At 70.0% G+C, this 26,264-nt stretch carries 28 protein-coding genes and 1 tRNA gene; 12 read left to right on the top strand and 17 right to left on the bottom strand.

The features are described from left to right. Nucleotides 1-23: 23 nt before the first annotated feature. On the bottom strand, nt 24-2,378 hold the full coding sequence (locus ACIBX3_RS55525; protein WP_397128918.1) for a hypothetical protein: 2,355 nt from the start codon (nt 2,376-2,378) through the stop codon (nt 24-26). Nucleotides 2,379-2,554: 176 nt separating this feature from the next. On the opposite strand from ACIBX3_RS55525, the gene ACIBX3_RS55520 reads away from it, so the two are divergent. From ACIBX3_RS55520 to serS, 4 genes are all read left to right on the top strand, one after another. Then, complete coding sequence (locus ACIBX3_RS55520; RefSeq protein WP_397128917.1) at nt 2,555-3,745, top strand: glycosyltransferase 87 family protein; 1,191 nt, start codon at nt 2,555-2,557, stop codon at nt 3,743-3,745. Between the two features lie 22 nt (nt 3,746-3,767). Further along, nucleotides 3,768-4,187 carry a DUF4446 family protein gene (locus ACIBX3_RS55515; protein WP_397128916.1) on the top strand — a complete coding sequence of 140 codons (420 nt, stop codon included), beginning with the start codon at nt 3,768-3,770 and terminating at the stop codon, nt 4,185-4,187. A 137-nt stretch (nt 4,188-4,324) separates the two neighbouring features. Next, the gene (pheA, locus tag ACIBX3_RS55510; RefSeq protein ID WP_397128915.1) at nt 4,325-5,245 is read left to right on the top strand and encodes a prephenate dehydratase; all 921 of its coding nucleotides are present in this window, start codon (nt 4,325-4,327) and stop codon (nt 5,243-5,245) included. Between the two features lie 276 nt (nt 5,246-5,521). Next, complete coding sequence (gene serS / locus ACIBX3_RS55505) at nt 5,522-6,781, top strand: serine--tRNA ligase (protein ID WP_397128914.1); 1,260 nt, start codon at nt 5,522-5,524, stop codon at nt 6,779-6,781. Between the two features lies 1 nt (nt 6,782). Here the strand turns inward: serS and ACIBX3_RS55500 are convergent, their stop codons facing one another. Both ACIBX3_RS55500 and ACIBX3_RS55495 read right to left on the bottom strand, forming a co-directional pair. Next, entirely contained in the window at nt 6,783-8,144 is a 1,362-nt protein-coding gene (locus ACIBX3_RS55500) for a hypothetical protein (protein WP_397128913.1), read from the bottom strand. A 165-nt stretch (nt 8,145-8,309) separates the two neighbouring features. After that, entirely contained in the window at nt 8,310-8,513 is a 204-nt protein-coding gene (locus tag ACIBX3_RS55495) for a cold-shock protein (RefSeq protein WP_020542378.1), read from the bottom strand. Between the two features lie 175 nt (nt 8,514-8,688). Between ACIBX3_RS55495 and ACIBX3_RS55490 the strand changes: the two genes are divergently transcribed. Continuing rightward, nucleotides 8,689-9,534, top strand: coding sequence for an HAD family hydrolase (locus ACIBX3_RS55490; RefSeq protein ID WP_397128912.1), 846 nt, complete (start codon nt 8,689-8,691; stop codon nt 9,532-9,534). Here the strand turns inward: ACIBX3_RS55490 and ACIBX3_RS55485 are convergent. After that, the gene (locus ACIBX3_RS55485) at nt 9,531-10,049 is read right to left on the bottom strand and encodes a bacterial proteasome activator family protein (protein WP_397128911.1); all 519 of its coding nucleotides are present in this window, start codon (nt 10,047-10,049) and stop codon (nt 9,531-9,533) included. The two genes, ACIBX3_RS55490 and ACIBX3_RS55485, sit on opposite strands and share 4 nt — an antisense overlap. A 5-nt stretch (nt 10,050-10,054) precedes the next feature. Next, nucleotides 10,055-11,011, bottom strand: coding sequence for an NAD(P)H-quinone oxidoreductase (locus tag ACIBX3_RS55480; RefSeq protein WP_397128910.1), 957 nt, complete (start codon nt 11,009-11,011; stop codon nt 10,055-10,057). A 114-nt stretch (nt 11,012-11,125) separates the two neighbouring features. On the opposite strand from ACIBX3_RS55480, the gene ACIBX3_RS55475 reads away from it, so the two are divergent. Next, the gene (locus ACIBX3_RS55475) at nt 11,126-13,006 is read left to right on the top strand and encodes an AAA family ATPase (RefSeq protein WP_397128909.1); all 1,881 of its coding nucleotides are present in this window, start codon (nt 11,126-11,128) and stop codon (nt 13,004-13,006) included. Nucleotides 13,007-13,030: 24 nt separating this feature from the next. Here ACIBX3_RS55475 and ACIBX3_RS55470 read toward each other — a convergent pair whose 3' ends face one another. Together ACIBX3_RS55470 and ACIBX3_RS55465 are read right to left on the bottom strand one after the other, a co-directional pair. Then, a complete protein-coding gene (locus ACIBX3_RS55470; protein WP_397128907.1) occupies nt 13,031-13,492 on the bottom strand; it encodes a calmodulin-binding protein in 462 nt (153 codons plus the stop codon). 202 nt (nt 13,493-13,694) lie between these two features. Next, nucleotides 13,695-13,784 (bottom strand) — tRNA-Ser (locus tag ACIBX3_RS55465). 50 nt (nt 13,785-13,834) lie between these two features. On the opposite strand from ACIBX3_RS55465, the gene ACIBX3_RS55460 reads away from it, so the two are divergent. Beyond that, nucleotides 13,835-14,161 carry an STAS domain-containing protein gene (locus tag ACIBX3_RS55460; protein ID WP_397128905.1) on the top strand — a complete coding sequence of 109 codons (327 nt, stop codon included), beginning with the start codon at nt 13,835-13,837 and terminating at the stop codon, nt 14,159-14,161. Here ACIBX3_RS55460 and ACIBX3_RS55455 read toward each other — a convergent pair. The 5 genes from ACIBX3_RS55455 to ACIBX3_RS55435 all read right to left on the bottom strand — a co-directional run bounded on the left by ACIBX3_RS55455 (nt 14,147) and on the right by ACIBX3_RS55435 (nt 18,251). After that, nucleotides 14,147-14,989, bottom strand: coding sequence for an NUDIX domain-containing protein (locus ACIBX3_RS55455; RefSeq protein ID WP_397128904.1), 843 nt, complete (start codon nt 14,987-14,989; stop codon nt 14,147-14,149). The two genes, ACIBX3_RS55460 and ACIBX3_RS55455, sit on opposite strands and share 15 nt — an antisense overlap. A gap of 12 nt (nt 14,990-15,001) precedes the next feature. Then, complete coding sequence (locus tag ACIBX3_RS55450; RefSeq protein WP_397128903.1) at nt 15,002-15,721, bottom strand: M15 family metallopeptidase; 720 nt, start codon at nt 15,719-15,721, stop codon at nt 15,002-15,004. 93 nt (nt 15,722-15,814) lie between these two features. Beyond that, on the bottom strand, nt 15,815-16,051 hold the full coding sequence (locus ACIBX3_RS55445) for a hypothetical protein (RefSeq protein WP_397128902.1): 237 nt from the start codon (nt 16,049-16,051) through the stop codon (nt 15,815-15,817). Next, nucleotides 16,048-16,449 carry a hypothetical protein gene (locus tag ACIBX3_RS55440; protein WP_397128901.1) on the bottom strand — a complete coding sequence of 134 codons (402 nt, stop codon included), beginning with the start codon at nt 16,447-16,449 and terminating at the stop codon, nt 16,048-16,050. Before ACIBX3_RS55440 ends, ACIBX3_RS55445 begins: the two co-directional genes overlap by 4 nt. Continuing rightward, on the bottom strand, nt 16,446-18,251 hold the full coding sequence (locus tag ACIBX3_RS55435; RefSeq protein WP_397128900.1) for an MDR family MFS transporter: 1,806 nt from the start codon (nt 18,249-18,251) through the stop codon (nt 16,446-16,448). The genes ACIBX3_RS55440 and ACIBX3_RS55435 overlap by 4 nt, the downstream gene beginning before the upstream one ends. 99 nt (nt 18,252-18,350) lie before the next feature. Between ACIBX3_RS55435 and ACIBX3_RS55430 the strand changes: the two genes are divergently transcribed. From ACIBX3_RS55430 to ACIBX3_RS55420, 3 genes are all read left to right on the top strand, one after another. Further along, complete coding sequence (locus ACIBX3_RS55430) at nt 18,351-18,908, top strand: TetR/AcrR family transcriptional regulator (protein ID WP_397128899.1); 558 nt, start codon at nt 18,351-18,353, stop codon at nt 18,906-18,908. A 138-nt stretch (nt 18,909-19,046) separates the two neighbouring features. Beyond that, entirely contained in the window at nt 19,047-20,333 is a 1,287-nt protein-coding gene (locus ACIBX3_RS55425; protein ID WP_397128898.1) for a glycoside hydrolase family 6 protein, read from the top strand. Nucleotides 20,334-20,441: 108 nt separating this feature from the next. After that, nucleotides 20,442-21,422, top strand: a complete 981-nt coding sequence (locus ACIBX3_RS55420) for an LLM class flavin-dependent oxidoreductase (protein ID WP_397128897.1) — start codon at nt 20,442-20,444, stop codon at nt 21,420-21,422. Between the two features lie 56 nt (nt 21,423-21,478). Here the strand turns inward: ACIBX3_RS55420 and ACIBX3_RS55415 are convergent, their stop codons facing one another. Beyond that, a complete protein-coding gene (locus ACIBX3_RS55415) occupies nt 21,479-21,940 on the bottom strand; it encodes a hypothetical protein (protein WP_397128896.1) in 462 nt (153 codons plus the stop codon). Beyond that, nucleotides 21,924-22,691: a PAS domain S-box protein gene (locus ACIBX3_RS55410; protein ID WP_397128895.1), complete on the bottom strand. Its 768-nt coding sequence runs from the start codon at nt 22,689-22,691 to the stop codon at nt 21,924-21,926. The genes ACIBX3_RS55415 and ACIBX3_RS55410 overlap by 17 nt, the downstream gene beginning before the upstream one ends. 547 nt (nt 22,692-23,238) lie before the next feature. On the opposite strand from ACIBX3_RS55410, the gene ACIBX3_RS55405 reads away from it, so the two are divergent. Next, nucleotides 23,239-23,778 (top strand): hypothetical protein, encoded by a 540-nt coding sequence (locus ACIBX3_RS55405; RefSeq protein ID WP_397128894.1) that lies wholly within the window; start codon nt 23,239-23,241, stop codon nt 23,776-23,778. A gap of 71 nt (nt 23,779-23,849) precedes the next feature. On the opposite strand, the gene ACIBX3_RS55400 is transcribed toward ACIBX3_RS55405, so the two are convergent. The 3 genes from ACIBX3_RS55400 to ACIBX3_RS55390 are packed head-to-tail and all read right to left on the bottom strand — an operon-like array spanning nt 23,850 to nt 25,461. After that, on the bottom strand, nt 23,850-24,011 hold the full coding sequence (locus tag ACIBX3_RS55400) for an FAD-dependent oxidoreductase (RefSeq protein WP_397128893.1): 162 nt from the start codon (nt 24,009-24,011) through the stop codon (nt 23,850-23,852). Continuing rightward, nucleotides 24,008-24,205, bottom strand: coding sequence for a ferredoxin (locus ACIBX3_RS55395; RefSeq protein WP_397128892.1), 198 nt, complete (start codon nt 24,203-24,205; stop codon nt 24,008-24,010). The genes ACIBX3_RS55400 and ACIBX3_RS55395 overlap by 4 nt, the downstream gene beginning before the upstream one ends. 14 nt (nt 24,206-24,219) lie before the next feature. Beyond that, nucleotides 24,220-25,461 (bottom strand): cytochrome P450, encoded by a 1,242-nt coding sequence (locus ACIBX3_RS55390; RefSeq protein WP_397128891.1) that lies wholly within the window; start codon nt 25,459-25,461, stop codon nt 24,220-24,222. Nucleotides 25,462-25,599: 138 nt separating this feature from the next. Here ACIBX3_RS55390 and ACIBX3_RS55385 point away from each other — a divergent pair, with 138 nt between their 5' ends. Beyond that, the gene (locus ACIBX3_RS55385; protein ID WP_397128890.1) at nt 25,600-26,190 is read left to right on the top strand and encodes a TetR/AcrR family transcriptional regulator; all 591 of its coding nucleotides are present in this window, start codon (nt 25,600-25,602) and stop codon (nt 26,188-26,190) included. Nucleotides 26,191-26,264: the final 74 nt, after the last annotated feature.

The raw sequence follows: 26,264 nt of genomic DNA, 5'->3' as shown, positions 1-26,264 counted from the left end.
TCAGCCCGCGGACCTGGAGTGGCTCAGGACCGCGGTCCGGCCTCAGATCGCGTGGGTGCTGCTCGCCCTGACGGTGGCTCTGGCGGTGTGGGCGTGGCGAGCTGCAGGGCCCGGACGCAGGCCGCCAGCGTCAGCGGGACCGCCACCGTTAGCGCCATAGCCGGGATGGCGATGCCGGAGTCGTTCATCAGGAAACCGACGAACGCGCATGTCAGGGCTCCGAACAGGCCCGCCCTGAGCGTCGGGGCCAGCGTGTACGCCTGGCCGAGGGCCGAGGCGCCCCAGCGCGAGGGGCGGGCCAGCACGAGGAACAGGAAGGCCAGCGCCACCAGCGAGAGGAGGGTCAGTGACCAGTTGCCGACCGTTACGCCGATCATGGCGCTGAACTTGCGGCCCACGACGGTCCACGCCTGACCGTCGATGACCTGCTGCACGAACGTGCCCAGATGGGTCCGCTGGGACTCGGGCCGCAACCAGTCGGACACCGACAGGGCGCCGACGAGCACAACCCCCACCAGGCCGACGAGCAGGAGCCTCAGCACCGAGACCCGCTTGCCCGAGAGCAGGATGAGGAAGACCGCCAGCCCGATCACGAACGCCGGCACCCCGCCGAAGTCCGCTCCCCATGACGGCCACCCGTCCGCGAAGACCGCGAAACCCCCGTACACCGTGCACGCCGCCACCACCACGAGCCTGGACACGCCCCGGCTCAGGAGCCATTGCGCCACCCCGGCCAGCCCGAGGACGGTGCCCGTGGCGTAGACGGCGAAGGCGATGTTGCTGAAGCCGTAGAACCGCCCGCCGGTCACGGGCTCGTAGCCGGTCACGGCGTTCACCTGCAGTTTGGAGCCGGTCATGACGTCGATGAGGAGAGCGAGCGAGGTGATCGCGGCGACGGTGGTGAGCGGGCCGAGCACGTGAGCGCGCCAGGGTCCGGCGAAGGCGACGGCGGTGATCAGCCCGGCGATGGCGAGGATGGTCACGATCACCGACAACATCGGCACCGGCAGGGTCCACCAGGGCACGAGCTGCGCCAGGAACGTGGAGACGGCGATGGCTCCGCTGACCACCGCGACGACCTGGACGGCGCGCAGAAGCTTGGACGTGCTCGCGACCAGGTCGGTGCCGGCGGAGGCCGCGGCGTCCTTGGTGCCGTCCGTGGAGCGGCGGCGGCGCAGGGCCAGGGCGGCCCAGGCGTAGAAGAGGAGCTGGACCGTCACCAGGACGGTGAAGAACGGGCCGCGCACCTCACGGAGCACCTGGCTGGCCAGATCACCGTCCGCCAGTTCGGTCACCGTGCCCGCCGGGGTGGCGGGGGCGGGACCGCCCGGTTGCCAAGGGCGGCCGACCACCTCGCGCGGCGCGGTCAAGCCCAGGAGCTGGATGGTGGTGGCGGTGAGGTCGGTGATGGTGACCAGGGCGTCCTGGCGGGTGGAGGTGGCGGTCAGATAGCCGTGCGGGTACGCCTGGCCGCTCGGGGAGGGGCCGGCGGCGATCGCCACGTGGAGGTGGGCGTTCGGGGTCACGTCGGAGATGCCGGCCACAAGCATGGTTGTGCCGGGTGACAGCTTGCCGACCAGGGCGCCGATCTGCTGGTCCGCCTGGGCCACGGCGGCCTGCCGGGCCGCTGCGGGCAGCGGGGTGGGGACGCCGTACTCGTCGAGGGGTTGGCGGGCCCAGGCGTTCGCGAGGTCGGCGGCCTCGAAGACGATCAGGTTGTACGGGGCCGGGTCGCCCAAGGCCTCGAGACTGGGGGCATATTTAGCGACATTTCCGGATCTGTCGGCCCCGGCGATCGCCGCCCCCGGCCCGATGGCGGCGACCTTCCCTCCACCGTCAGCCACCATTTGCCCCAGAGTGCCGAGGCCGGCGGCGTAGCCGGTCTCAGACTGGTAGGCGGACAGCGCCGACCAGGCGGGGACGGTGGCGCCTGTGTCCGTGGACGGGGGAGCGGCGGGCGCGGGGCAGCCCTTGCCCTCCGTACCGGCCCGCTGGCCGGCGGACAGGGTCAGCCAGCCGGCGATGGGGCAGGTGATGCCACGATCAGGCGGCGGCACGGCCCGGGTCGAGAGGGAAGCGGAGGCGCCTCGGGCGACGAGCTTCCACAGGGTGGGTGTTCGGGCCTGGTCGAGGTCGCTCCATTCGAGCCCGGGCACGCCGATGAGCGCCACCCGCCCCTGAGCTCGTTGCTCATCCCCGGCCTGGGCCGTCTGAGCCTCAGCCGCGGCACTCGGCGCGGCGGGGGACGCGGTCCATGGCCGTACCGCGCGCTCCTGGAATGCCGCCACTTGCGTGAGCGGGCCGTCGGCCGCCTGTCCCTGGGCCGCATGTGCGGCGACCGGGGCGAGCGGCGCCGTGAGGGCCGTGCTGAGGAGCAAGAGGAGGGTGAGAGGACCCCTCGCGGCGCGGCCGAAGGGGAGGCGCGGCCGTGGACGCCGTACGCGACGCGCCCCGTATCGCCCGTCGCGCGGGCCAGGCGTGGCGTCGTTTGGCATGGACGGAAACCCCCAGTGGCTGTCCCTCGATCGACAACGCCACGGTAACGTGCCCCACCGTGAGAAGTGGCGAGGTGCGGGTGATCCGGCGACAGTGGTGGGCGTGGGCGATCGTGGCGCTCGTCGTCGCGGCGGCCGTGACGCCACTGGTTCACACGTGGCTCACGAACCCGGACGATCAACGTCTGGTCGACCTGGACGTTTACCGCACCGGCGGGCAGATGCTGCTCGAAGGGCGACCGGTCTACGACTTCTTCACGCCCGCGCCCCAGCTCCTGCCCTTCACGTACCCGCCCATCGCCGCGATGCTGGCCGTGGTCCTGGCGAAGATGTCCTGGGACACCGCTCAGTGGGTGTGGACGGCCGGGATCTTCGTGGCGCTGGCCGTGACCGTCGCGTTCTCGTTCAGACCGGCGTTGCGGAAGTACGTGCCGTGGGTGTTCGCGCTGCTCATGGTGCTGTGCACGTACCTGATGCCGATCCGGGACCAGGTGCGGTTCGGCCAGGTGGACATCATGCTCGTCGCGCTGTGCGTGGCGGACTGCCTGGCCAGGCGGCCGTGGTGGCCTCGGGGGTTCCTGATCGGGCTGGCCACGGCGGTGAAGCTCACGCCCGGGGTCTTCCTCGTCTACCTGCTGATCACGAAGCAGTGGCGGACGTTCTTCATGGCGTCGTTCGCGGCGGCGATCCTCACGTTGCTGCCGTTCGCGGTGATCCCGCAGGACGCGGCCGACTTCTGGTTCTCGGCGCTGCTCGACCCCCAACGACTGGGCTCGAACGCGGCCACCACCAACCAGTCGATCCGCGGCATGCTGATCCGCCTCTACATGCCCGAGACGCTGACCTCCGTGATCTGGCTGGCCATCGTGGCGGCGGTCGGCTGGTACGGGTTCCGCGGCGCCCGCGACGCGTACAGGACGGGGGATTCGCTCACCGCCGTCGCCCTCGTCGGCCTGATGGCCGTGCTGCTCTCTCCCGTCGCGTGGATCCACCACCTGGCGTGGGTGGTCGTGGTGCTCGGCGCGATCGTCGGCGACGGGCGGGACCCGGTCAGGTTGCGGGTGGCCGCGGGGGTGTGGTTGTACTACGTGGTGCCGATCCCATGGTGGGGGGTCTCGCTGAAGGCCGCGGACATTCCCGGCGTCAGCGTGGTGCTGGGGAAGATCGTCCAGAACGGGTTCGGGCTGGGGGCCCTGGCTTTGGTGTGGTTGTTGGTGTCCTGGTTGCCGAAACGGCGGGAGATCACCTGACCAAGCCATTACCCTCTGTGTCGTGCTCGTTACCACCTGGGTCATCGTGGGCGTCGTCGCCGGGATCAGTGGCGTAATGATCGGTTATCTGGCGCTCCGGCAGGCCAGGGCCGCGGTGGAGGACTGCCAGCGGACGCTGGCCCGGCAGGCGAGCGAAGGCATGGGCGATCTCAAGGCCATCAGGGACGTGGCCGTCTGCCGGTACGACGCCCTCTCCGAGATGTCCGGGCGGCTGTCGTTCTCGATCGCGATGATCAACGGGCTGGGCGACGGCATCGTGCTGACCTCGATCAACGGTCAGAGCGAGACCCGCACTTACGTGCGGCCCGTGGTCGGAGGGAAGGGGCAGCAACCGCTGTCGCCGGAGGAGGAAGAGGCGGTGCGTGCCGCCCGCCTGGGGCTGGGGCCGCTGGTGCCGTCCCGGGCGTCGGGGCCGCTGTAAGGACTTCAGGCCGGCGGCGTCCCGCCCCGGAGTCGCAGTTCGGGGCGGGAACCCGTCTCACCGGGCGGCGGAGGCACGACATCGCACTGTGTCGAAAGACCGCGCGCATATCGCCTACCTGCGGATACCCTGGGTGCATGCCCAGGCTCGCCTATCTCGGACCGGAAGGGACCTTCACCGAAGAGGCCCTGCGGCTCCTCGACCCCACCGCCGAGCGGCTGCCCTGTGCCACGGTCGGCGCGGCGCTCAACGCCCCCCGCACGGGAGAGGCCGACGGGGCCGTGGTCCCGCTGGAAAACTCCATCGAGGGCGCGATCACCACGACGCTCGACGAGTTCGCCTGGGGCGAGCCGTTGCTGATCACGGCCGAGCTGCTGCTGCCCGTGCAGTTCTCGCTGCTGGTCCGGCCGGACACCGAGATTCCGCACATCAAGCGGGTCTACACGCATCCGGCGGCCATCACCCAGTGCCGCGGCTTCATCTCCCGTGAGCTGCCCGACGCGGTCGTGGTGGCCGCGCCCTCGACGGCGGCCGCGGCCCAGGAGGTGTCGCTGCCGGGTTCCCCGTACGACGCCGCCATCGCCGCGCGCATCGCCGGTGAGCACTACGGGCTGGTGGAGCTGGCCGCCGACATCGGCGACAGGTCGGACACCGTGACCAGGTTCGTCAGGGTGAGCCGGCCCGGCCCGCTGCCCGAGCCGACCGGCTCCGACCGCACCACGCTGGTCGTCTTCCTGGCGGACGACCACCCGGGCGCGCTGCTGGAGATGCTGACCGAGTTCTCCGTACGCGGGGTCAACCTGACCCGCATCGAGTCGCGGCCGACCGGCGACGGCATCGGGCGCTACTTCTTCCACTTCGACTTCGAGGGTCACGTGGCCGACGCCCGGGTCGGCGAGGCCATCTCCGGGCTGCACCGCATCTGCGGTGACGTGCGCTTCCTGGGCAGCTACCCGCGGGCCGACGGCATGGCGCCGCAGGTCAAGCGCGGGACGACCGACGCGGAGTTCGGCGAGGCGGGCGAGTGGCTGGCCCGCGTCCGCGCCGGCCAGGTGTGAGCAGCCCCTGACCCATCGCCCGGCTCGACGCCTCGCCCGGGTCCGGCCTTGCCCGAAGTCCGCGGGTTCCGGGGGCTGTGCGGAGGGCGGGGTAAGGCCTGCCGCAAGGTGCGTTTCGGCTTGGGCGGGGATCTCCGGTCGGCGCATGGCGAATCGCCGGGCGGGCGGACCGCGGTCCGGCGGATGGCGGGTTCGTGACGTGGCCGGATTCCGGTGCGGGCGCGGTCAGAGTTAATCCGGGGGCGGGCCGCCGCCGAGCGCCGGTAGCCTTTCCTTGTGATTGACCTGCGTACCCTTCGTGAGGACCCCGACCGGCTACGGGCGTCGCAGCGTGCCCGCGGTGAGAACGACGCCGTCGTCGACACGCTGCTCGACCTCGATGAGCGCCGCCGATCCGCGCTGACCTCGTTCGAGTCGCTGCGCGCCGAGCAGAAGAGCATGGGCAAGTCGGTCTCCAAGGCGCAGGGCGAGGAGAGGGCCGCGCTGCTCCAGCGGGCCAAGGACCTCGCGAGCCAGGTCAAGGCGGCCGAGGCGGAGGCGGAGAAGCTCGGGGCCGAGCTCGACGAGCTCGTCCAGACGGTTCCCAACATCGTCGAGGGGGCGCCGCCCGGCGGCGAGGACGACTATGTCGTCCTGGAGACCCACGGTGAGCCGCGCGCGTTCGACTTCGAGCCCAAGGACCACCTGGAGCTGGGCGAGGCGCTCGGCGCCATCGACATGGAGCGGGGCGCCAAGGTGTCCGGCTCGCGGTTCTTCTTCCTCAAGGGCGTCGGTGCGCGCCTGCAGCTGGGCCTGCTCAACATGGCCATGCAGCAGGCGATCGAGGCCGGGTTCACGCCGATGATCACGCCGGTGCTGGTGAAGCCGGAGACCATGCAGGGCACCGGCTTCCACGTGGCCCACGACAAGGAGATCTACCGGCTTCCCGAGGACGACCTCTACCTGGTCGGCACCTCGGAGGTGTCGCTGGCCGGCTACCATGCCCAGGAGATCATCGACGCGGGCGAGTTGCCGCTGCGTTACGCGGGCTGGTCGTCGTGCTTCCGCCGCGAGGCCGGCTCCTACGGCAAGGACACCAGGGGCATCATCCGGGTCCACCAGTTCGACAAGGTCGAGATGTTCTCGTACGTGCGCCCCGAGGACGCCCACGAGGAGCATCAGCGCCTGCTCGCCTGGGAGAAGGAGATGCTGGCCAAGATCGAGGTCCCGTACCGCATCATCGACACGGCGGCGGGCGACCTCGGCATGTCGGCCGCGCGCAAGTTCGACTGCGAAGCGTGGGTCCCCACCCAGGGCCGCTACCGCGAGCTGACCTCGACGTCCAACTGCACCGAGTTCCAGGCCCGCCGGCTCGGCACCCGCTACCGCGACAAGGACGGCAAGCCGCGCCACCTGGCCACGCTCAACGGCACACTGGCCACCACCCGCTGGATCGTGGCGATCCTGGAGAACCACCAGCAGGCCGACGGCTCCGTGGTGGTCCCCCAGGCGCTGCGCCCGTACGTGGGTCTCGACGTGCTCACGCCCCCCAAGTAAGTCACTCAGCCGCGCGCCCGGCGTTCATGCGCCGGGCGTCGCGCCTGATGAAGACGATGCTCCCCAGCAGCACGAGGCCGGTCAGCAGCACGGCGAGCACGACGGCGACCCAGTAGGGCCCGGGGACGCCGACCGACCAGCCGTAGAAGGGCGCGTAGACGCTCGCGTAGACCAGCGGCGCCCCCAGCATTCCGGCGGCCACGGGCGCGGGCCGCGCCTGCCCGGTGAACATCAGGACGAACGCCCCCAGAGCGCCCGCCAGAGTCACCATCGAGCCGATGAGGAACAACAGGAGCTGCGTGCCGGAGACGGGCAGCACGCTGTCCCAGCCGAGCAGGGCGAGGTAGAAGCCGCCGCAGGTGACGGCCGCGAAGCCCGTGTAGCGGCCGTAATTGCGGCGCAGTCCGCCGCCGATGCCGCCGAACAGCATGCACGCGGCCAGGAACAGCGCCACGTCGATCTCGGGATCGAGGTCCACCTCCTTGGCCCCGGCCTGGTTCGGCCAGCCCACGCGCCGCCACGTCCCCGACTCGTCGCGGACCAGGATGCCGTCCACGCCGTTCGCCACGACCACGACGTGCCCGACGGGCCGGTCCTGCACGTCCAGAGCCGTCGAGCGCAGTCCAGACGCGTCGCCGTGCTGCCGTTCGATGCGTTCGAGATCGTCCTCGGACGGCGACCACGAGGAACGCCAGGTCTTGCCGCCGTCGTCGGACTGGTCCACGGCCATCCGGCCGGGCACCAGCCGGTAGCAACGCGTCGCCTCATAGGGCACGCACGCGGCGGACAGTGGCGGTTGGATCTTCTCGACCTCGGCCCGAACGTCTGACGGGATGTTCTCGAAGGGAAGACCGCCCTCCGACCAGGTGGCCCCGCCGTCCCCGGACTTCCACATGGTGAGGTCGTCGGTGTAAACGATGACCCAGTCACCCTCCGCCCGGACGGAGGCGGCCGAGGGCGGCGGAGGGGCGGCGGCGGTGGCGGTCACCGCCAGGACGGCCAGCGGCATGGTGACGATGATCCGCCATCGAGTGGATCGGGAAGTGAGGGTGCGCTGCCGTACCCACCACGCCAGGGCGAGCGCGGGCAGGGCCAGCAGGTCCGTGGGATCGGCCAGGACGCGCGACGGGCCCGCCACGAGGGTCCAGGCTTGGGAGGCGGCCTCAGCGCCCGTCTCCGTCGTTTTCACGAGCGCGAACAGCACTCCCGTGAGCACCGTGGCGGCCAGGTCGGCCCGCCGCCAGAAGAGGAGGGCCAGCAGCGCGGGCGCCACGACGAGGCCGGCCACGTCGCTGAGCTTGCCCGTCACGAACCCGGGCCAGGCCTGCTTGAGCAGGTGGTCGTTGACCAAGAGCACGATCACCCCGGCAACGGTCACGGGATGACATAACCACGCGTACCTCATGTAGAGGTCGACGGGATGGAGCGGCCGGAGGTTCGGGACGGGCCCACCCCGTGACCAACCCGACACATGCAAAAGACCGAGGCCCGCTGGAAACGAACCCCGGTCTTCCTTGCTAACTACAGGTCAGATGGAGCGGACCTGAGAGGCCTGCGGCCCCTTCTGGCCCTGCGTGATCTCGAACTCGACCCGCTGGCCGTCTTCGAGGCTCCGGTAGCCACTGCCGACGATCTCGGAGAAGTGAACGAACACGTCCGGCGCACCGCCGTCCGGGGCGATGAAGCCGAAGCCCTTCTCGGCGTTGAACCACTTGACGGTTCCCTGAGCCATAAAAGCTCTCCCTCAGGATGTGAATCTATGGGACCCACACCTCGTGGGTCCCGGTGTGTCGTACAGCAAGCACCCGGGGTGGCTCAGACAAAGTCATGCTGGTTTTCACTACGGGATCAGCTAATACAACGCTTCCACATCTAACACCATTCTGGCGCGTTGGTGTTCCCGTCGCATGGAAGATTTCTGTCAGGAGGCATCACCGGGCAAACTGGAACCTGTTATGCAGAGCCTTCCCGCGCCCCGTCTAGTGGCCACCGACCTCGACGGCACCGCGCTGCGCATGGACGGAACCGTCTCGCCCCGTACGGTCGCGGCCTTCGCGAGAGTGGAGCAATCGGGCGCCTTGCTCGTGTTCGTGACAGGGCGGCCGCCGCGGTGGATGGGCGGGGTGGCGAGTGCGGTACGTCACCATGGGCTTGCGATCTGTGCGAATGGCGCACTGACCTACGACCTGCATACCGAACGGATAGTGGAATCTCACCTCATCGCGGTCGACGTACTAGAGGAAGTCGTCGCTCAGCTAAGAGCGAACGTGTCCGGTCTCGTATTTTCGGTCGAGTATGAAGCTGGTTTTGCGCATGAGTCCGATTTCCTGCTCGGTGGCCTGGACCGTAAGGGTGCGGGAGCGGTATGTGTCGACTCGGTGACAGGACGCCCATGCGCCAAGCTGCTGGCCCTGCACCCGCGCATGCGCGCGGACGAACTCCAGCCCATCGTGCACGAGCTCGTCGGCCACCTGGTGACCGCCACGCACTCCAGCGGCAGGGGCCTGATCGAGATGAGCGCGCAGGGCGTGACGAAGGCGACCGCCCTGGCGGCGTTCGCGGCGCAGCACGAGATCAAGCCCGCGCAGGCGATCGCGTTCGGTGACATGCCGAACGACCTGCCCATGCTGAGCTGGGCAGGCACGTCGTACGCGGTCGCGAACGCGCACCCCGACGTGCTGGCGGCGGTCGATCACGTGACCGCCGCGAACAACGACGACGGCGTCGCGCAGGTCCTGGAGAAGCTCTTTTAGAGGTAGGGCCCCGAGCCGCCCGGCGGCCGCTGGTGCTCGTCGCCGTGCGGCACACCCGGCAGCGCCCTGCGCATCTGCTCCAGCTGGGCACGCGCGGCCATCTGCTGCGCGAACAGCGTGGTCTGGATGCCGTGGAACAACCCCTCCAGCCAGCCGACCAGCTGGGCATGCGCGATGCGCAGCTCGGCCTCGCTCGGTGGCGCGCCGTTGTCCTCGGTGAACGGGAGAGACAACCGCTCCAGCTCATCGACCAGCTCAGGTGCCAGGCCGTCCTCGAGCTCCTTGATGGAGGACGCGTGGATCTCCTTCAACCGCTTACGGCTGGCCTCGTCGAGAGGAGCCGCGCGCACCTCCTCCAAGAGCTGCCTGATCATGCTGCCGATACGCATCACCTTGGCGGGCTGCTCGACCAGGTTGGTGACCGAGCGGTCCTCTTCGCCGTTATCGCCCTGACCTCCTTGGAAGTCGGGGCCCACCACCACGATGTGGGGGGTGTTGTTGTCCTCAGCATTCATAACACTCACCGTACTAGCAGGATCTTGCCGACGTGCTCCCCGGAATCCAACATACGGTGTGCTTCGGCCGCCTCCGCCATGGGGACTTCGGCGTACACCACGGGACGGACCGCACCCGCGGTGACCAGCGGCCACACATTGTCGACGACGCTGCGGACGATGACGCCCTTCTCCTCCACCGGCCGCGCCCGCAGCGTGGTGCCGTGGACGGAGGCACGCTTGGTGAGCAGCGCGCCGAGGTCGAGCTCGGCCTTGCGGCCGCCCTGCAGCCCGATGACCACGAGCCGGCCGCCGGGGCGGAGGGCCCGGACGTTGCCCGCCAGATATCTGGCGCCCATGATGTCGAGGATGACGTCGGCCTTGACCTTCTCGGCGAAGTCCTCCTCGCGGTAGTTGACGACCTCGTCGGCGCCGAGTTGCCGGACGCGCTCGGCCTTCTCCGCCGTGCCGACGGTCGCGACCACGTACGAGCCGAGGGCCTTGGCGAGCTGGACGGCGAACGTTCCGATCCCGCTGGCGCCGCCGTGCACCAGCAGCGTCTCGCCTCTGCGCAGCCGCCCGACCATGAAGACGTTGGACCAGACCGTGCAGACCGCCTCCGGCAGTGCCGCCGCGATGGGCAGCGACATCCCGTCCGGCACCGGCATCACCTGCTGCCACGGCACGGCTACGCGCTCAGCGTAACCGCCGCCGGCGAGCAGCGCGCACACCTCGTCGCCCGCCTTGAAGTGCTCGACGTCCGCGCCGACCGAGGCCACCACGCCGGACACCTCCAGCCCCGGATACGCCGGCGTGCCGGGCGGCGGGTCGTAGAATCCGTTGCGTTGCAGGACATCGGCACGATTCACCGCGGAGGCGGCCACGTCGATGAGCACGTCTCCGCGCTCGACACGCGGCTCCGGCACCTCGCGCCACTCCAGCACCTCTGGTCCGCCGGGCTCGGCGATCTCAATGGCTCGCATGCGAACCACGGTAGCCGGGCAAAGAAGTTGTGGGTTGCCGGGCTGCACGGGAACCTGGGGCGTTAACCTGCAAGGTATTTGCTACCCCTTTAGACCCACCCAAGGGGGAACACGGTGGCAAGACACGATCGAGAAGAATCTCTCGAGGAGCAGCTGGCCTGGCTGGATGCGATCAAGGAGACGGAAGAGGCTCCGGTCTCCGTCAGCGCCTCGACTGCTTCTGCCGATGAGCCGGTCTCCTCGCCGTACCCCAAGGACCCATGGCAGCTCGTCCCGACGCAGCATGACACGCCGACGCCGCCGCTGTTCCGCGCGGCCGTCGACTCGGTGTACGGTCCCGCGGCGGCCGAGGACCTCCCTGAGGCCGAGAGCGAGGCCGCGGAGTGGCTCGGCACGGCGGCCACCAGGGAAGAGCCCAAGAGCCCGCCGCCCGGCCCCAGAGCGGACGACCCGTTCCACGCCCCGCTCAAGCCGCTGCCGCGCCCCGACGACACCGACAGCTATTCGCTGTCGTTCACGCCGCCGCCGGCCGAGACGGACACGCCCGAGCAGGCTCGGGAAGAGGACACCGCGTGGCCGCCGTCCGACTGGACAAGGCCGGTCAAGGAGCCGTCGTCCGACTGGTCGAAGCCTGCCGAGGAGGTTCCGTCCTGGGCGGCCGAGAAGGCCCCGGGCGCCCCTGAGCAAGCCCGCGCCGAGGACCCCGCTCCCGAAGAAGACCACCGGGAGGCCTGGGAAGACACCCTCCCCAGGAACGAGCGCCCGAAGTGGGCCGAATCGCCTCCTGAGGACGAGCCCACCCAGCGCCCCGAGCCGGTCCAGCAGCGGCCCCAGCCGGTCGAGCAGCGGGCGGAGCCGGTCGAGCGGCGCCCCGAGCCGCCGCAGCCTCCGCAGAAGCAGGACCGCCCCCAGCCGCAGAAGCAGGACCGCCCCCAGTGGACGGAGCAGCAGGAATGGCGGCCCGCCGAGCGCGAGATCCCCACGCCGCCTCCCCGGCCGCGCCGCCGCCCGGCCCCCGTGCCCGTGTTCACGGCCCCGCCGCGGCCGCCGGCGACGGGCCGGCCGACCGCCGACAGCCTCGACCCGGAGTCTCTGCTGCGCGGACGGCGTAACGCCCCTTCCAAGGGCTGGCGCCGCCTGGTCTACAAGGCGTCGGGCGGCTGGATCAAGCCGGGCGAGCCGCCGGAGGTGCGCCGCCGCCGCGAACTCGTGGCCAGGGCCCGCACCCCGGTGACCACGGGACACCACCGCGTGGCCGTGCTGAGTCTGAAGGGCGGCGTGGGCAAGACCACCACCACGGTCGGGCTCGGCGCCACGCTCGCCCAGATGCGCGGTGACCGGGTCATCGCCGTGGACGCCAACCCCGATCGCGGCACCCTGTCCGACAAGCTGGTCCTGGAGACCTCGGCCACCGTGCGCGACCTGCTCAACGAGCGCGAACAGGTCAAGCGGTACGTCGACATCAGGGCGTTCACCTCGCAGGCGCCCTCACGGCTGGAGGTGCTGGCCTCCGACCGCGACCCGTCGGTCTCCGAGGCGTTCAGCGGCTCCGACTACCAGGCCGTCTCCCAGGTGCTGGAGAACTTCTACTCGATCTGCATCACCGACTGCGGCACCGGCCTGCTCCACTCGGCCATGGGCGGCGTGCTGGGGCTCGCCGACCAGATCGTCCTGGTCAGCTCCGCATCCGTGGACGGTGCCAGGGCGGCCTCGGCCACGCTCGACTGGCTGGAGGCCCACCACTACGGCGACCTGGTGAAGAACGCGACCGTGGTGCTGTGCAGCGTCCGGCCGCGGTCGAAGTCGGCGGTCGACATCAAGAAGCTGGAGGCCCACTTCGCCGCCAGATGCCGCGCCGTGATCCGGGTGCCGTACGACCCGCATCTGGAGGAGGGCGCGGAGATCGACCTGGACCGGCTGCAGGAGACCACCAGGGACGCCTACCTCCAGCTCGCCGCCTGCGTGGGCGACGGGTTCGCGGGCATCCGGGAATGAGCGGAGGGTAGGGGGTCGTACCGGTTACGACCCGGACACTTCACTCACCAGCCGGGAGGTCCAGGGGCACCACACGAGCCCGGGCAGGAACGCGCCGCCCGCTTCGTCCAGGTGGTCCTCGACGTACGGGATGGTGGCGTCGCACACCTCGATGGCCACGTCGAAGAAGTCGATGGTCTCGGGCCGGTAGTGGTAACTCCAGCCCGGGTTGTACGGGGCGGGGCTCTTCTGGATCCTGCCGACGACGTGGGGCCGCGACGGGGTTTCGCCGCGGATCAGAGCCCGGGCGTGCTGGATCTTGGCCGGGTCGGTGAGCTCGATGACGAACTGCTGCCTCGTTATGTCGGTCATCGTGAAGTACGCCACCGGCGCGGCCTGCCGTGCGGTGCTGCCCGATCTCGTAGCCGTGGCTGGAGCGGCCGCCGTCACGATGGCGAGCGCCGTCGCGGCGAGTGAAATGCCGATCTTGCGGGCGATGCCTGGCATGGTTGCCTCCGGTGTGTCGATGGAGATACGTCACTCATCGATACGGAGGGTAGTCGAATAACCACTCATTGTGAGACTGGCGCGCTGGCCACGAATCCGTTCGCCTGGGCCGGCACCCACGTGCTGGGAGCCCAGCACGGCGGGCCGCAGGTGCCGGCTGGAACAAGGCTTTTACGCAGGGCCGCTCAGACGCCCTGAAGCTTGGCGGAGGGTATGGGATTCGAACCCATGAGGCCATCGCTGACCTGGCCGCTTTCAAGGCGGCTGCACTCGTCCACTATGCGAACCCTCCATGCGGAAACCACGATAGCGGCTGCGGTGACGGCGGTGTACGTTCAGGAGGTGGCGGATCTCGACGTCGACGTTGAGCGCGGAGACCCGGGCACGCTCGTGCGCCTCGCGGGTGACCTCGACAAGATCACCGCGCCGTTGCTCGCGGAAGCCCTGGCGAAGCTCTTCGCCAAGGGGCTCGTGGAGATCGTCGTGGACGCGACACGGCTGGAGTTCTGCGATTCGAGCGGTCTGTGGGTGCTGGTGACGCATCAGCGGCGGGTGGCCGCGCACTCCGGTTCACTCCGCCTGGTCGGTGTGCACGGCGTGCTGCAGCGGGTGCTCGACGTGACGGGGCTCAAGGCGGCCTTCGACGGCGTGGCCCTAGCGGAGTTGTGACAGCAGCCACCTCGGGCCCACGGTCTCGGCTCCCAGCTCGCTGACCCGTCCCCGCAGCGCCCGGTCCGCGGTCACCACGACGACCCGCTCCCACGGCCTGGCCGCGCGCACCACCGCGACGATCGTGTCGTCACCGCTGCCCGTGGCCGCGACCACCTCGATGCCGGGAACGGAGGGCACGCCCTTGGCCGCGCCCTCCACGACCGCGACCACCCTCGGGAACCACTGCGCCAGGATCGGATGCTCGAGCCTGAGCCCCGCCACGTCCTCGAGCAGCCGGGTCGCGGCCGCCAGCCGGTCGCGCCACCAGCCGTGCTCGGCCCGCGCGCCGACGATGTTGGCCACGTCCAGCACGATCGTCTCCGGCCTGAGCGCCCGCTGGACCTCGCCCCACGTCGCGGCGAAGCCCGGATGCAGCTTCCGGTCTCCCACCTCGGGCAGGGCCAGCCAGCGCAGCTCGGTGCTCTCGAGGTTGGCCGGCGCCGCGGCCAGCAGCTCGGCCGACTCGGCGATCACCGTCTCGAACGTCCACCCGCCGTGGTCGTCGACGTAGACGCCCTGCACCCGCAGACCATCGCCATCGAGCGCGGCCTCCTCGTGGGCCTCGCGCAGCGCGCTGCTGACAGCGTCCTCGTGGCTGTCGCGCGCGCCGCCGGGCAGCCCCCAGGTGCCGCCGTGGTGACTCCACCAGACCCGTTTCTGCATGAGCACATATGGCACCCCGAGCTCGTCGTGGTGGACGAGGAGGAGCCCCGACGCTCCATGCAGCCCCCAATGCCGGTGGCCTTGGGCGCACTCGGTCCAGCCGTCACCGTCCATTACCGCCATGGGAGGATTGTCTCAGCCTCCGCTCTTGGAGAAATGCTGGTAGTCCTTGGCGCCGGACCAGTAGCCGCCCCACTCCCAGTCCACCTGGGCGAAGGCTTTCACCACCTTGTCGCCAGGATTAATGACACCTTTGCCCTTCATCGGGCGCTTGGTGAACTTCTTGGCATTTTGGTGTGCTGTGCTGCCACTTGCGGTGACATATGGGTTCTCGCGGGGATTGATGTCAATCGCTTCCCCGTACGCGTGCTTCGACCAGCTACTTGACCCGGTCGCCCGGCGGCAGTTGAAGGCCGAGGTGTTGTTCGCTTCGATCGAGGCGAAGTCGTCTGCTTTGTACGCGTCCACCAGCTTCATCTGCTTGACCGGCCAACGCCACCCGTACAACTTCCTGAACACGGTGACGATGTCGTCGGTCACCGTCTCCCGCACGACCAGCTCACCGGTGTGCTGCTTGCCGTCGAACCCCCAGTACGACAGCGTGACCAGCCGCAGGTCCCGGTAGTGGACCGGGCAACCGGGCCGCCACGAGTACGGCAGCCGGTCGCGGGAGACGTTCGAGACCTTGGCCTTGAACGCGGGCGGCGCCGTCGTGCTCGGCGCGGCCGTCGGTGAATCGGGCTTCTCGTATACGGGAGCGGACGTCACGGGCCCGCGGGCGGGCGGAGCCGGCTCCGCCGTGCCGCACGAAACGGACGCGAGCACCACGAACGCCATGGCGGCAGTACGTTTCATCTAGCCACCATATGCGAGGTCTCGCCAGGTCAGGGGGCTATTCGCGCAGTACGGCGAGCCCGTGGTTCCGTGCCACCTCCGAGCACGGCACGTTCAGCCGTCCGAGTGCCTGCCGCGCCTGGCCAGCTCGCGCAGGGCGTCGGCGGCGTAGATCACGAGGGAGACGAACGAGAGTGCGGCGATCGAGCCGCCGAGCCACAGGTCGTTGACCGTCGCGTCGACATACGCGGCGCCCCGGGGCTGGTAGCCGACGGCGAAGGGGGCGGCGATCAGCCACAGGCCGCCGAGGAACAGCAGGATCAGGGCGGACACGCCCAGCTTGCCTTTCATCTGATCTCCTGAATCGCCTTGCCGTTGCGGCGGTGCTCGCCCGTGTCGTTGTTCAGGTCCTCACGCAGCGCCTCGACCAGCGGGGCCAGCAGGGCCGCCAGCTCGGCGGACGACGTCTGGGGCGCGGCCGGCACGGGCTCGGGCTCCGGCTCGGCCCGCCGCCGTACGGCTACCAGGCCCCGCGACACCAGCTCCTCGTGAAGGGCCAGTGCGAACGCGACCAGGCCCACGAGCCCCACGACGGCCACGCCGAGGCCGGTGAAGAACTCCGACGTGGTGGCGTCGGTCCAGCCGGCGTTCTCGGGCTGGGTCCCGAGGGCGAGGGGTGCGATCATCAGCCACAGCCCGGCCAGCGTCGCCAGTGCCGCCGCGACGGCGCCCACGAATTTACGAATCATTGCGAGACTCCTCTTGTCACGAGGTCCTTCTGCGGTGGCGCGGCCTGCGCGATCAGGGCACGCGAGGCGGGCCGCAGCACGGTACGCGCGACCGATCTGGCGCGCTCGCGCTCGGAGCGGTCGTCCGGCGGTGCCATCCTGGCGACCGCCGTGAGCAGCGCGGACCTCTCGCCGTCCGCCCGCTCGACGCGCTGGGCCACGAGCTCCAGCAGCAGCCCGGCCAGGACGAGGTCGTCCTTGCCGAGCGGCTTGGCCGCCGGCGGGGTCACCGTGGAGCCGCGCAGCGGCAGCTCCTTGAGGAGGATCGCGGCCACGAAGCCGATGACCGCGACCGGCACGCCCACCATGAAAACGGTCTCGAGACCGCGCGTGAACGACTCCAGCACGATGTGCTTGATCGGCCCGGGCAACTGCTGGATGTCGCTCGGGCTGCCGAGCCGGACGTCCGAGCCGCCCGGCAGCGTGATGCCCGCGGCCCTGAGCATCTCGGCCATCTCGTCCTTGAGCCGGTTCGTGAGGATCGCGCCGAAGGCCGCCACGCCGACGGCGCCGCCGAGTGAGCGGAAGAACGACACGCCTGCCGTGGTGGAGGCCATGTCGCGTACATCGGAGCCGTTCTGGGCGGCCAGGATGAGCAACTGCATGGACAGGCCCAGTCCGAGGCCGAGGACGGCCACGTCGAAGCCGATGAGCCACTCGCTGGAGTCGACATGCAGCCGTGACAGCAGGAACAGTCCGACGGCCACGATCAGCAGGCCCGCGACGGGGAAGATCTTCCACCGGCCGGTCCTGGTGACGATCTTGCCGGAGATCACGCCGGCCAGGAACAGCGCCACCACCATGGGCAGCGTCATCAGGCCGGATTCCGTCGGGCTGAGGCCTTTGACGATCTGCAGGTACTGCGGCAGGTAGATCATCGCGCCGAACAACGCCATGCCGACGAACAGCGAGGCGATGCTGGTCAGCACGAACGTACGGTTGCGGAACAGCCGCGGCGGCAGGATCGGGTTGCCCGCGGTCCGCTCGGCCACCACCGCGAGGGCCAGCGTGAGCAGGCTGACGGCGGCCAGGAAGTAGGTCCAGAACGAGTTCCACTCGAACTCGTTGCCGCCCAGCGTCAGCAGCAGCATCAGCGCGCTCGCGCTGGCCGTGATCGTCGTCGCGCCCCAGATGTCGATCGAGGTGTTCCGCTTGACGCTCGGCAGCCGCAGCACCTTCTGGACCACGAGGGACGCCACCACCGCGAACGGCACCACGACGTAGAAGCACCACCGCCAGCCGAGCCAGTCGGTGTCCACGATGAACCCGCCGAGCAGCGGTCCCGCGACCGTGGAGATCCCGAAGACGGCGCCCATGTAGCCGGAGTACCGGCCGCGCTCGCGGGGCGAGACGATGTCCCCCAGGATCACCTGTGACAGTGCCGACAAACCACCCGCACCCAGGCCCTGTACGGCTCGCGCCGCGATGAGCTGCCCCATGTTCTGCGACAGACCGGCCACCAGCGAGGCCGCGACGAACAATCCCAGCGCCGCCTGGAAGAGCAACTTGCGCCCGAACAGGTCGGACAGCTTGCCCCACAACGGCGTGGACACCGTCATCGTCAGCATCGTGGCCGACGCCACCCATGAGTACTGGTCCTGACCGCCGAGCTCTCCCACGATCGTCGGCAGAGCCGTGCTCACCACCGAGGTCGAGATCATCGACGTGAGCATCGCGAGCATCAGCCCGGACATGACCTCGAGGATTTCGCGGTGGGTGTAGGTCCGCTTCGCGGGGGAGGCGGTCTGAGCCTGGGCTACCAAGACACCATCATCCCCTTCGTGTAACTTTATCCGACTTGAGTATACGCATGTTTACTAGCCGCACGGCAAGTAGAGGGCGCCTTGAGTAGAGTTCGGGGCATGGACGCCCAGGTGACCCGGCTCCGCGGCAAGGAGGCCACCCGCGAGCGGATCCTGCAGGCCGCCCGCACGCTGTTCGGCGAGCACGGCTACGAACAGGTGACCATCCGGATGATCGCCGCCGCGGCGGACGCCAACATCGCGCTGGTCGGCCGCTATTTCGGCTCGAAGGCCGGGCTCTTCGGCGCGGTGCTGGAGGGCGAGCCGACCATCAGCGCGCTGTTCGAGGGCGGCAGGGAGGGGTTGCCGCGGCGACTGGCCGAGTACGCCGCCGAGAGGATGAAACATCCGCCGGACAGCCCCATCCTCCGTGCGCTGGAGCGCTCGGCCCAGCACCCGGAGGTCAGGGAGGTGGCCCGCGAGCGCCTGATCGGGGCCGTGCTCCAGCCGCTGGAGGCGCAGCTCGGCGGCGGCCCGGAGGCGCGTGCCAGGGCCCGCATGGCGACGGCGGTCTTCCTCGGCGTCGGCGCCATGCGTCGCCGTCTCGGTCCGGAGACGCCGACGCCGGCCGACATCGACCGGCTGACCGCGGTCTTCGAGGCGTGCCTGGCCGAGTGAAAGTTTCACCGCTGGAGGCCGCCCCGACCTGGGGACAGGCGGCCGCCAGCGATCGGATGTCTTTGAGCGGGCAGTGCCGGCTCCCTACCATCCGGAGTGCTGGTGGGAGCGCTCCCACATGACCTACGGAGTGATTGCATGTCTCGCAGAAGGCCCATGTTGGCGGTGCTCCTCACGGCGGCCGCCACGGCCGCGGCGGGGGCGGTCGTCCTCTCCTCGTCCACCGCCCAGGCCGCTGACTCCGCTTTCTACGTGGATCCCCAGACCAACGCCGCCAAGTGGGTGGCCGCGAACCCCAACGACAGCCGCACCCCCGTGATCAGGGACAGGATCGCCGCCGTGCCGCAGGGCCGGTGGTTCGCCACGTACAACCCCTCCACCGTGCGCGGCCAGGTCGACGCGTACGTCGGCGCCGCCGCGGCGGCCGGCAAGATTCCGATCATGGTCGTGTACGCCATGCCCAACCGCGACTGCGGCGGCCCGAGCGCCGGTGGCGCCCCGGACCACGCGTCCTATCGCGCCTGGATCGACCAGATCGCGCTCGGCCTGGCCGGCCGGCCCGCCTCGATCATCCTGGAGCCGGACGCCCTCGCGATCATGTCCAACTGCATGAACGCCGCCGAGCAGGCCGAGGTCAAGGCCTCCATGGCGTACGCGGGCAAGAAGCTCCGATCGCAGGCCAAGGTCTACTTCGACATCGGGCACGACGCCTGGCTGTCGGCCTCGGAGGCCGCCTCCAGGCTGACCGGCGCGGACGTGGTCAACAGCGCCGACGGCATCGCGGTCAACACCTCCAACTACCGCTCGACGCCGGGGCTGGTGTCGTACGCGAAGAGCGTGATCGCGGCAACCGGCGTGTCCAGGCTCAAGGCCGTCATCGACACCAGCCGCAACGGCAACGGCCCGTCGGGCAGCGAGTGGTGCGACCCGCCCGGCCGCGCCACCGGCACCTGGAGCACCACGAACACCGGTGACGCGGCCATCGACGCCTTTCTCTGGGTGAAGCCGCCGGGCGAGGCGGACGGGTGCATCGCCGGGGCCGGCCAGTTCGTGCCGCAGCGGGCGTACGACCTGGCCATCGCCGCCCCGCAGCCCACGGGTACCAGCACCCCGACCGCTGGTCCCGCCGGTTGCACCGCCACCTACAAGGTGACGGGCCAGTGGCAGGGTGGCTTCCAGGGCGAGGTCAGCGTGAAGGCCGGCTCGTCGTCCATCTCCGGATGGAAGGTCGCCTGGACGTTCCCGAACGGGCAGACGATCTCCCACCTCTGGAACGGCACCGTCTCCGGCAGCGGGTCCGTCACCGTCACGAACGTCACGCACAACGGCGCCCTGGCCGCCGGCGCGAGCACCACGTTCGGCTTCACCGGCAACTGGAGCGGCCAGAACGGCACCCCGTCCCCGGTGACCTGCACCGCCTCCTGATGTCCTCGCTCGGGCCCCGGCCCGGGGGCCCGAGCGAAATAACCGCGCCGTCACCGCTGTTGCCAAGAGCCAGGTCACAAATGCCCGCTCTGCGAAAGGCGCGTACCCATGGCTCTGCCGCTGTCCATCCTTGATCTGGCGCACATCGGCGAGGGCGAGACGGCGAGGGACAGCTTCACCCACAGCGTGGCCCTCGCCCAGCGCGCGGAGGAGCTCGGATATGAGCGCATCTGGTACGCCGAGCACCACAACATGGACAGCATCGCGTCCTCGGCCACCAGCGTGCTCATCGCGCACGTGGCCGCCCATACCCGGACGATCCGCCTCGGAGCAGGCGGCGTCATGCTCCCGAACCACTCCCCGCTGACGATCGCCGAGCAGTTCGGCACCCTGGAAACCCTCCATCCCGGGCGCATCGACCTCGGGCTCGGCCGGGCGCCGGGCAGCGACCAGCAGACCATGCGGGCCCTGCGCCGCAGCCCGGCCGCCGCGGACACGTTCCCGGAGGACGTGCTGGAACTGCAGGGCTACCTGACGGGCGAGACGCGGATCCCGGGCGTGAACGCGACCCCCGGCAAAGGAACCGACGTGCCGCTGTACATTCTCGGGTCCTCCCTGTTCGGGGCCCAGTTGGCCGCCGCACTCGGACTGCCGTACGCGTTCGCGTCCCACTTCGCCCCCACCGCCCTGGAGGAGGCCGTCGCGCTCTACCGGCGCGAGTTCCGGCCGTCGGCGCAGCTGGAGCGGCCGTACGTGATGGCCGCGCTCAACGTGATCGCGGCGGACACGGCGGAGGAGGCGCAGGAGCAGTTCCTGGCGGCCAAGCGGTTCAGAGTGAGCAGGTTCCTCGGGCGCGGGCGCACGTTCACGCCGGAGGAGGCCGACCTGATCCTCGAGTCGCCGGCCGGGCAGCAGATCCTGCAGATGACGAAGTACTCGGCCGTCGGGGATCCGGGCGAGGTCAAGGAGTACGTCGACCGGTTCGCCGAGCACGCCCAGGCCGACGAGCTCATCGTCGTGTTCTCCGCGCCCGACCGGAAGGTGTGGCTGCGCTCGGCCGAGCTGCTGGCCCGGGCGTACGGGCTCTAGTCACGCACGGAGCGGGCCGATGAGAGCGCCCCCGTTGTGCGCAGCTCGGGAGGTGTCTACCGGGTGTCGTCACTCCGCCCGCCGACCGCATAGGGACCGGTGGTCTCCGAAACCGGCGCCGGGGCGAGCCCGGCCGCGACGAGCTGGGTGCGTAGGGCGATCACCGTCCGCTCCAGCGCCCGGATCTGCGCCTGGAGGCGCCTGATGTGGTCGCGCATCGCGGTCGAGGTGCTCTGCTCGTTGGTCAGGTCGGTGCTGAGCTGGGCGGAATGGCTCTGCAGCCGCCCCATATGCGTCTCCATCTGGCTCAGCGCGTCCTCGTAGATCGTCTTCGCCCGGAGGAACGCCTCGGCGTCCACTTTGGAACGTTCTATCTCGGCCTGACGCTCGGCCTGCATCAGCGCGGTCTGCTGGGTCTTCTTGTTGGCGTCGGTGGCGGACCTGAAGGCCAGGTACGCCACGCCGAGGGGGACCACGCCCACGGCGAGCTGGATGAGGATGTCACTCAGCCCGGACAACACCGCCTCCTCCCATGGGCCGGATCACGCCGGTGTACGTGATGCCTTCGTCGCTGTGCCAGGCGTTGACGGTCAGCGCGATGGGGAACTCGCTGCCGTCGCGGCGCAGCCCCACCAGCGGGATGATCCGCCCGGCCAGCTCCGATTCGCTGGTGGAGCGCACCCGGGCCAGCCCGGCGGTGTGCTGATCGCGGAACCGGGCCGGCATCAGTACCGTCAGCGGCCGCCCGACTGCCTCGTCCGTGCTCCAGCCGAACAAGGTCGCGGCCTGGGGATTCCACGACAGGATGGTCCCCGACGCGTCGGCGACGACGACGGCCGCCGACCCGGTGCCCGGCAGCCGGTCCACGCTCACGGCCTCCGGCCAGGTGGCGATCAGCGCGATCCAGCCGCCGAACGCCAGCCAGACCGCCCCGCCGACCCAGCCGCGCGGGTTGTCGCCGGTGAAGGTCGAGACCAGGTAGACCAAGCCGTACAGCAGGAGCAGGGCCGTGGCGGCGGCGAAGGCGATCCGGTCGGATCGCATGAACGTCTGCACCAGGCACAGGCCGCCGATGACGCACCAGGCGAACGCCCAGACCGTCAGTGGGGCGACCGAGGCCAGCATGGTGTAGCCGGGGGTGGCGCGCTGGTCGGCCGGTGCGAACGCCAAGGAAGCGGCGACGACCAGGCTGAGCAGCCCGACGAATGCGAGTGACGCGCCCCGCCGCCCGATGCGGCGGGTCGCCCGTGCTACGACGTCGTTACCCACGGTGTTTAGACTAATGCATATAGTTAGCCTTGAGTTGGGTAAATCCTGGCTTGCCGGGAGACGCGGACGTCACTCATGATCATCCGGAATGCCGGACGACAGGCATGTACCCACCGCGTGCCCGCCCGCTATCGGCCAGCGCCACCCACTCACATGTGCCGCTGCAGGAGTCGGCCACCACCACAACCGCCCCGCCCGCATGATCCACGGCGCTCAACCATGCGAACCGCTCATCGGCCTCGTCCCGGTGAGTGATCCCTTCCACCATGAGTCGGAACCGCCCCGGCCCTTGCAGCAGGGAAAAGGTCACACCAGGGATGAACTCCCAGCCGGAACAGGTCGACGGCCTGCCGGAAACCATCCGGAACCTGGGAAGTTGCACCACGGGTTCGGCCGAGTAGAGGAGGAGCGTCGGTATCACACCGCCGACATATCGGGCATCCTCGCGGGGGACACAGGCTGGCACGCGGGGGAGTATGCCACCGCCCCGCACGCGATCACGAGGGATATGCGCGACCGGTTGGGAGCGGGCCCGTCACTTGACGGCATGGATCTTGTCAGATATGCCCGCTGGGACGGTGAGCACGACACGACCACCGGAAACGAGAAAGGACGCGGACATGGCCGACGGCATCCCGCACTCGCCCGCCTCGACGTACTCGTCGGCCGCTGGACCGTGCAACCGAAGGTGCCCGGCGTGGGCAGCGGGTGGACGGAGTTCAGCTGGCAGGACGGAGGTGCGTACCTGCGCCAGATCTTCGGCATGGACCCCATCCGCGACACCGCACCGAAGGACTGGCAGGCGAACACCCCGTCCTCCACCACCGCTGTGATCGGCCTGGACGACGCCTCCGGCGAGTTCACGATGCTGTACGCCGACGCCCGCGGCGTGCACCGCGTCTACCAGATGACGTTCGCGGACGGCGAGTGGCGGATCTGGCGTGACGCGCCGGGCTTCAACCAGCGTTTCACCGGCACACTGAGCGAGGACGGCGACACCATGGAGGCCCGCTGGGAGATGTCGGAGAACGGCGAGACCTGGAACGTCGACTTCGAGCTCTCGTACGCTCGCATCCGCACTCCTTGACCGAGTACCCGAGCAGTGGAGCCGAGTGCGTTCAGGGCGTCCGGCGCGCGCAGCATCAGCCGGTCGGGCTCCTACTGCGCGGCCAGGAGCTGCTTGGACAGCGGTGGCCGGTCGTACGGGAGGTGTGGCTCGTCGCCGATGAGGGCGATCGTGCCGTCGAAGCCCTCGCGGCGCAGGGTCTCGGCCGCGGCGAGCCCGGCGGCCGAGGCGCCGACGACCACGATCCGCCTCATCCGGCCACCAGCCGGATGGCCGCGGCCGGGCAGATCGCCGCGGCCTCCCGCACGTGGTCGTGGAGGTCGGTGGCGGGCGTCTCGTCCAGCAGGATCGCGACGCCGTCATCCTCCCGCTGGTCGAACACCTCCGGGGCGGCCAGGACGCACTGGCCGGAGGCGACGCACTTGGGCTCGTCGAGTTCTACACGCATGGGAGTCGCTCCTTTCACCAGGTGACGGGCAGAGAACGGAGGCTGTAGGCAATGCCTTCGAAGGCGAACTGGATCTCGTCCATGGGGACGGCCAGGCGGAGGGTCGGGATGCGGCGGTAGAGGGTGCTGTAGACGACCTGGAGCTCGACGCGGGCGAGGTTCTGGCCGAGGCACTGGTGGGGGCCGTACCCGAAGGCCTGGTGCTGACGGGCGGCCCGGCCCAGGTCGACCCGGTCGGGTTCGGGGAACATGCCGGCGTCCCAGTTCGCGGCGGACAGGTCGAAGATGATGCCGTCTCCGGCCCGGATGGTCTGGCCGCCGATCTCGATGTCCTCGGCGGCGATCCGGCGGACGCCGGTGTGCACGATCGTCAGGTAGCGCAGGAGCTCTTCGACCGCGGCGGCGACAACCTTCGGGTCGTCGGCGTCGCGCAGCAGAGCGAGCTGGTCGGGGTTCTGGAGCAACACGAGCGTGCCGAGGGGGATCATGCTCGCGCTCGTCTCGTGCCCGGCGATCAGCACGGCCACGCCCATGGTGGCGGCCTCGGCGCGGGTCATCTCGCCGGCCTTGATCCGGGCGGCCAGCTGCGACAGCATGTCGTCGGCGGGATCGGCCAGCTTCTTGCCGATCAGGCCGTCGAGGTACTCCGACAGCGCGGCGCCGGCCCGCATCGCCTGTTCCGCCGAGGAGTCGTGACTCAGCGCGACGGTGCTGTTGTGGTGGAAGAACTCGTGGTCGGCGTACGGTACGCCGAGCAGTTCGCTGATCACCAGCGTCGGCACGGGCAGACCCAGCGCGGTGACGAGGTCGGCCGGTTTCGGACCGGCCAGCATGGCGTCGATCAGATCGTCGGTGATCTTCTGGATCGCGGGCCGCAGGGCTTCGATGCGCTTGACGGTGAACGGACTGTTGACCATCCGGCGCAGCCGGGTGTGCTCTGGTGCGTCCGTGTTGGTGATCAGTTTCGGGGTGACCTTGGCCACCTCCGCCCGGCCTCGGGTCATGTGCGGGAACCCGGGCCGCGTCTCGTCGATGCTGATGCGCGGGTCAGTGAGCAGGGCCCGCTGGTCGGCGTGGCGGGTGATGAACCAGGGCGTGCTGCCGTCCCAGATCCGCACCTTCGAGATGGGCTCTTCGGCCGTCAGCTTCCGCACGGTCGCCGGCGGGTGGAACGGGCAGCCGGCGTCCCTGGGCATGGGGTAGCCGGGAACCGGCGATGCCGCTTCCTCTGTGGCGTCGGTCAGTGTGTCGGCCATGTGTCTCCCTCGCTGCGGTGTCGGATGGCGACGTGCGCCGCCTTGCCGATCGGCTAGTTTGGTGCTTGCCGATCGGCAAGCTAGGGTGGTCAGATCGAGAGACCCGATGCTGCAGGGATGCGGCAGGAAGGAGTGGATGTGGCGGCCAAAACCGTCCAGAAGGCGCCCAGCGCGCCCGATACCCGGCAGCGTCTCATCGACGCCGCGGTGCGCCTGTTCACCCGGCACAGCTTCGCGGGCACGTCGCTGCAGATGATCGCCGACGAGCTGGGCATCACGAAGGCGGCCGTCTACCACCACTTCCGCACTCGTGAGGAGCTGCTCACCGCGGTGGTCGAGCCGGTGGTCGCCCAATTGCGGGTCGTCATCGAAGCCGCCGAGACCAAACGCACTCCCCACGCGCGGGCCGAGCACATGCTCACCGGCTATGCCGACCTCGCCGTCGAGCACCGAGCCGTGACCGCCGTCCTGGCCACCGATGCCGGAGCGATCGAGATGCTGCGCGCCCAGCCCGACATCAGCCGGCTGGTCGACCGCCAGTTCGCGCTACTCGCCGACGTCGCCCCCGGCCAGGGTGGGCGCGTCACCGCCGCCATGGTGCTGGCCGGCATCGCCGCCGCGGCCGGGCCGTTGCTCTGCAACGACGAGGACGCCCTGCGCACGCAACTCGTCGAAGCCGGTCGGCGCGCCCTGGGGCTCCGCCCGCCACGACGCCCCACGCGATCCTGAATCAGGACATGGCCGACGGGACGGTGGTCACCACCCGCGCGAGTTCGGCGTCGGAGCCGGCGGGCACGCCGGCT

Origin of the sequence: Nonomuraea sp. NPDC049480, from assembly GCF_044465905.1 — a bacterium.
In the GTDB taxonomy this organism is placed as follows: Bacteria; Actinomycetota; Actinomycetes; order Streptosporangiales; family Streptosporangiaceae; genus Nonomuraea.
Note: the sequence above shows the minus strand (reverse complement) of the source record. Positions and strands in the feature narration are given on the sequence as shown.

Excerpts from the sequence above, each read along its gene's own strand:
- pheA (WP_397128915.1), top strand. The coding sequence starts at position 4,325 with ATGCCCAGGCTCGCCTATCTCGGACCGGAAGGGACCTTCACCGAAGAG.
- ACIBX3_RS55495 (WP_020542378.1), bottom strand. The coding sequence starts at position 8,513 with ATGGCTCAGGGAACCGTCAAGTGGTTCAACGCCGAGAAGGGCTTCGGC.
- ACIBX3_RS55490 (WP_397128912.1), top strand. The coding sequence starts at position 8,689 with ATGGAAGATTTCTGTCAGGAGGCATCACCGGGCAAACTGGAACCTGTT.
- ACIBX3_RS55485 (WP_397128911.1), bottom strand. The coding sequence starts at position 10,049 with ATGAATGCTGAGGACAACAACACCCCCCACATCGTGGTGGTGGGCCCC.
- ACIBX3_RS55480 (WP_397128910.1), bottom strand. The coding sequence starts at position 11,011 with ATGCGAGCCATTGAGATCGCCGAGCCCGGCGGACCAGAGGTGCTGGAG.
- ACIBX3_RS55470 (WP_397128907.1), bottom strand. The coding sequence starts at position 13,492 with ATGCCAGGCATCGCCCGCAAGATCGGCATTTCACTCGCCGCGACGGCG.
- ACIBX3_RS55455 (WP_397128904.1), bottom strand. The coding sequence starts at position 14,989 with ATGGCGGTAATGGACGGTGACGGCTGGACCGAGTGCGCCCAAGGCCAC.
- ACIBX3_RS55450 (WP_397128903.1), bottom strand. The coding sequence starts at position 15,721 with ATGAAACGTACTGCCGCCATGGCGTTCGTGGTGCTCGCGTCCGTTTCG.
- ACIBX3_RS55445 (WP_397128902.1), bottom strand. The coding sequence starts at position 16,051 with ATGAAAGGCAAGCTGGGCGTGTCCGCCCTGATCCTGCTGTTCCTCGGC.
- ACIBX3_RS55440 (WP_397128901.1), bottom strand. The coding sequence starts at position 16,449 with ATGATTCGTAAATTCGTGGGCGCCGTCGCGGCGGCACTGGCGACGCTG.
- ACIBX3_RS55430 (WP_397128899.1), top strand. The coding sequence starts at position 18,351 with ATGGACGCCCAGGTGACCCGGCTCCGCGGCAAGGAGGCCACCCGCGAG.
- ACIBX3_RS55425 (WP_397128898.1), top strand. The coding sequence starts at position 19,047 with ATGTCTCGCAGAAGGCCCATGTTGGCGGTGCTCCTCACGGCGGCCGCC.
- ACIBX3_RS55420 (WP_397128897.1), top strand. The coding sequence starts at position 20,442 with ATGGCTCTGCCGCTGTCCATCCTTGATCTGGCGCACATCGGCGAGGGC.
- ACIBX3_RS55405 (WP_397128894.1), top strand. The coding sequence starts at position 23,239 with ATGGATCTTGTCAGATATGCCCGCTGGGACGGTGAGCACGACACGACC.
- ACIBX3_RS55400 (WP_397128893.1), bottom strand. The coding sequence starts at position 24,011 with ATGAGGCGGATCGTGGTCGTCGGCGCCTCGGCCGCCGGGCTCGCCGCG.
- ACIBX3_RS55395 (WP_397128892.1), bottom strand. The coding sequence starts at position 24,205 with ATGCGTGTAGAACTCGACGAGCCCAAGTGCGTCGCCTCCGGCCAGTGC.
- ACIBX3_RS55390 (WP_397128891.1), bottom strand. The coding sequence starts at position 25,461 with ATGGCCGACACACTGACCGACGCCACAGAGGAAGCGGCATCGCCGGTT.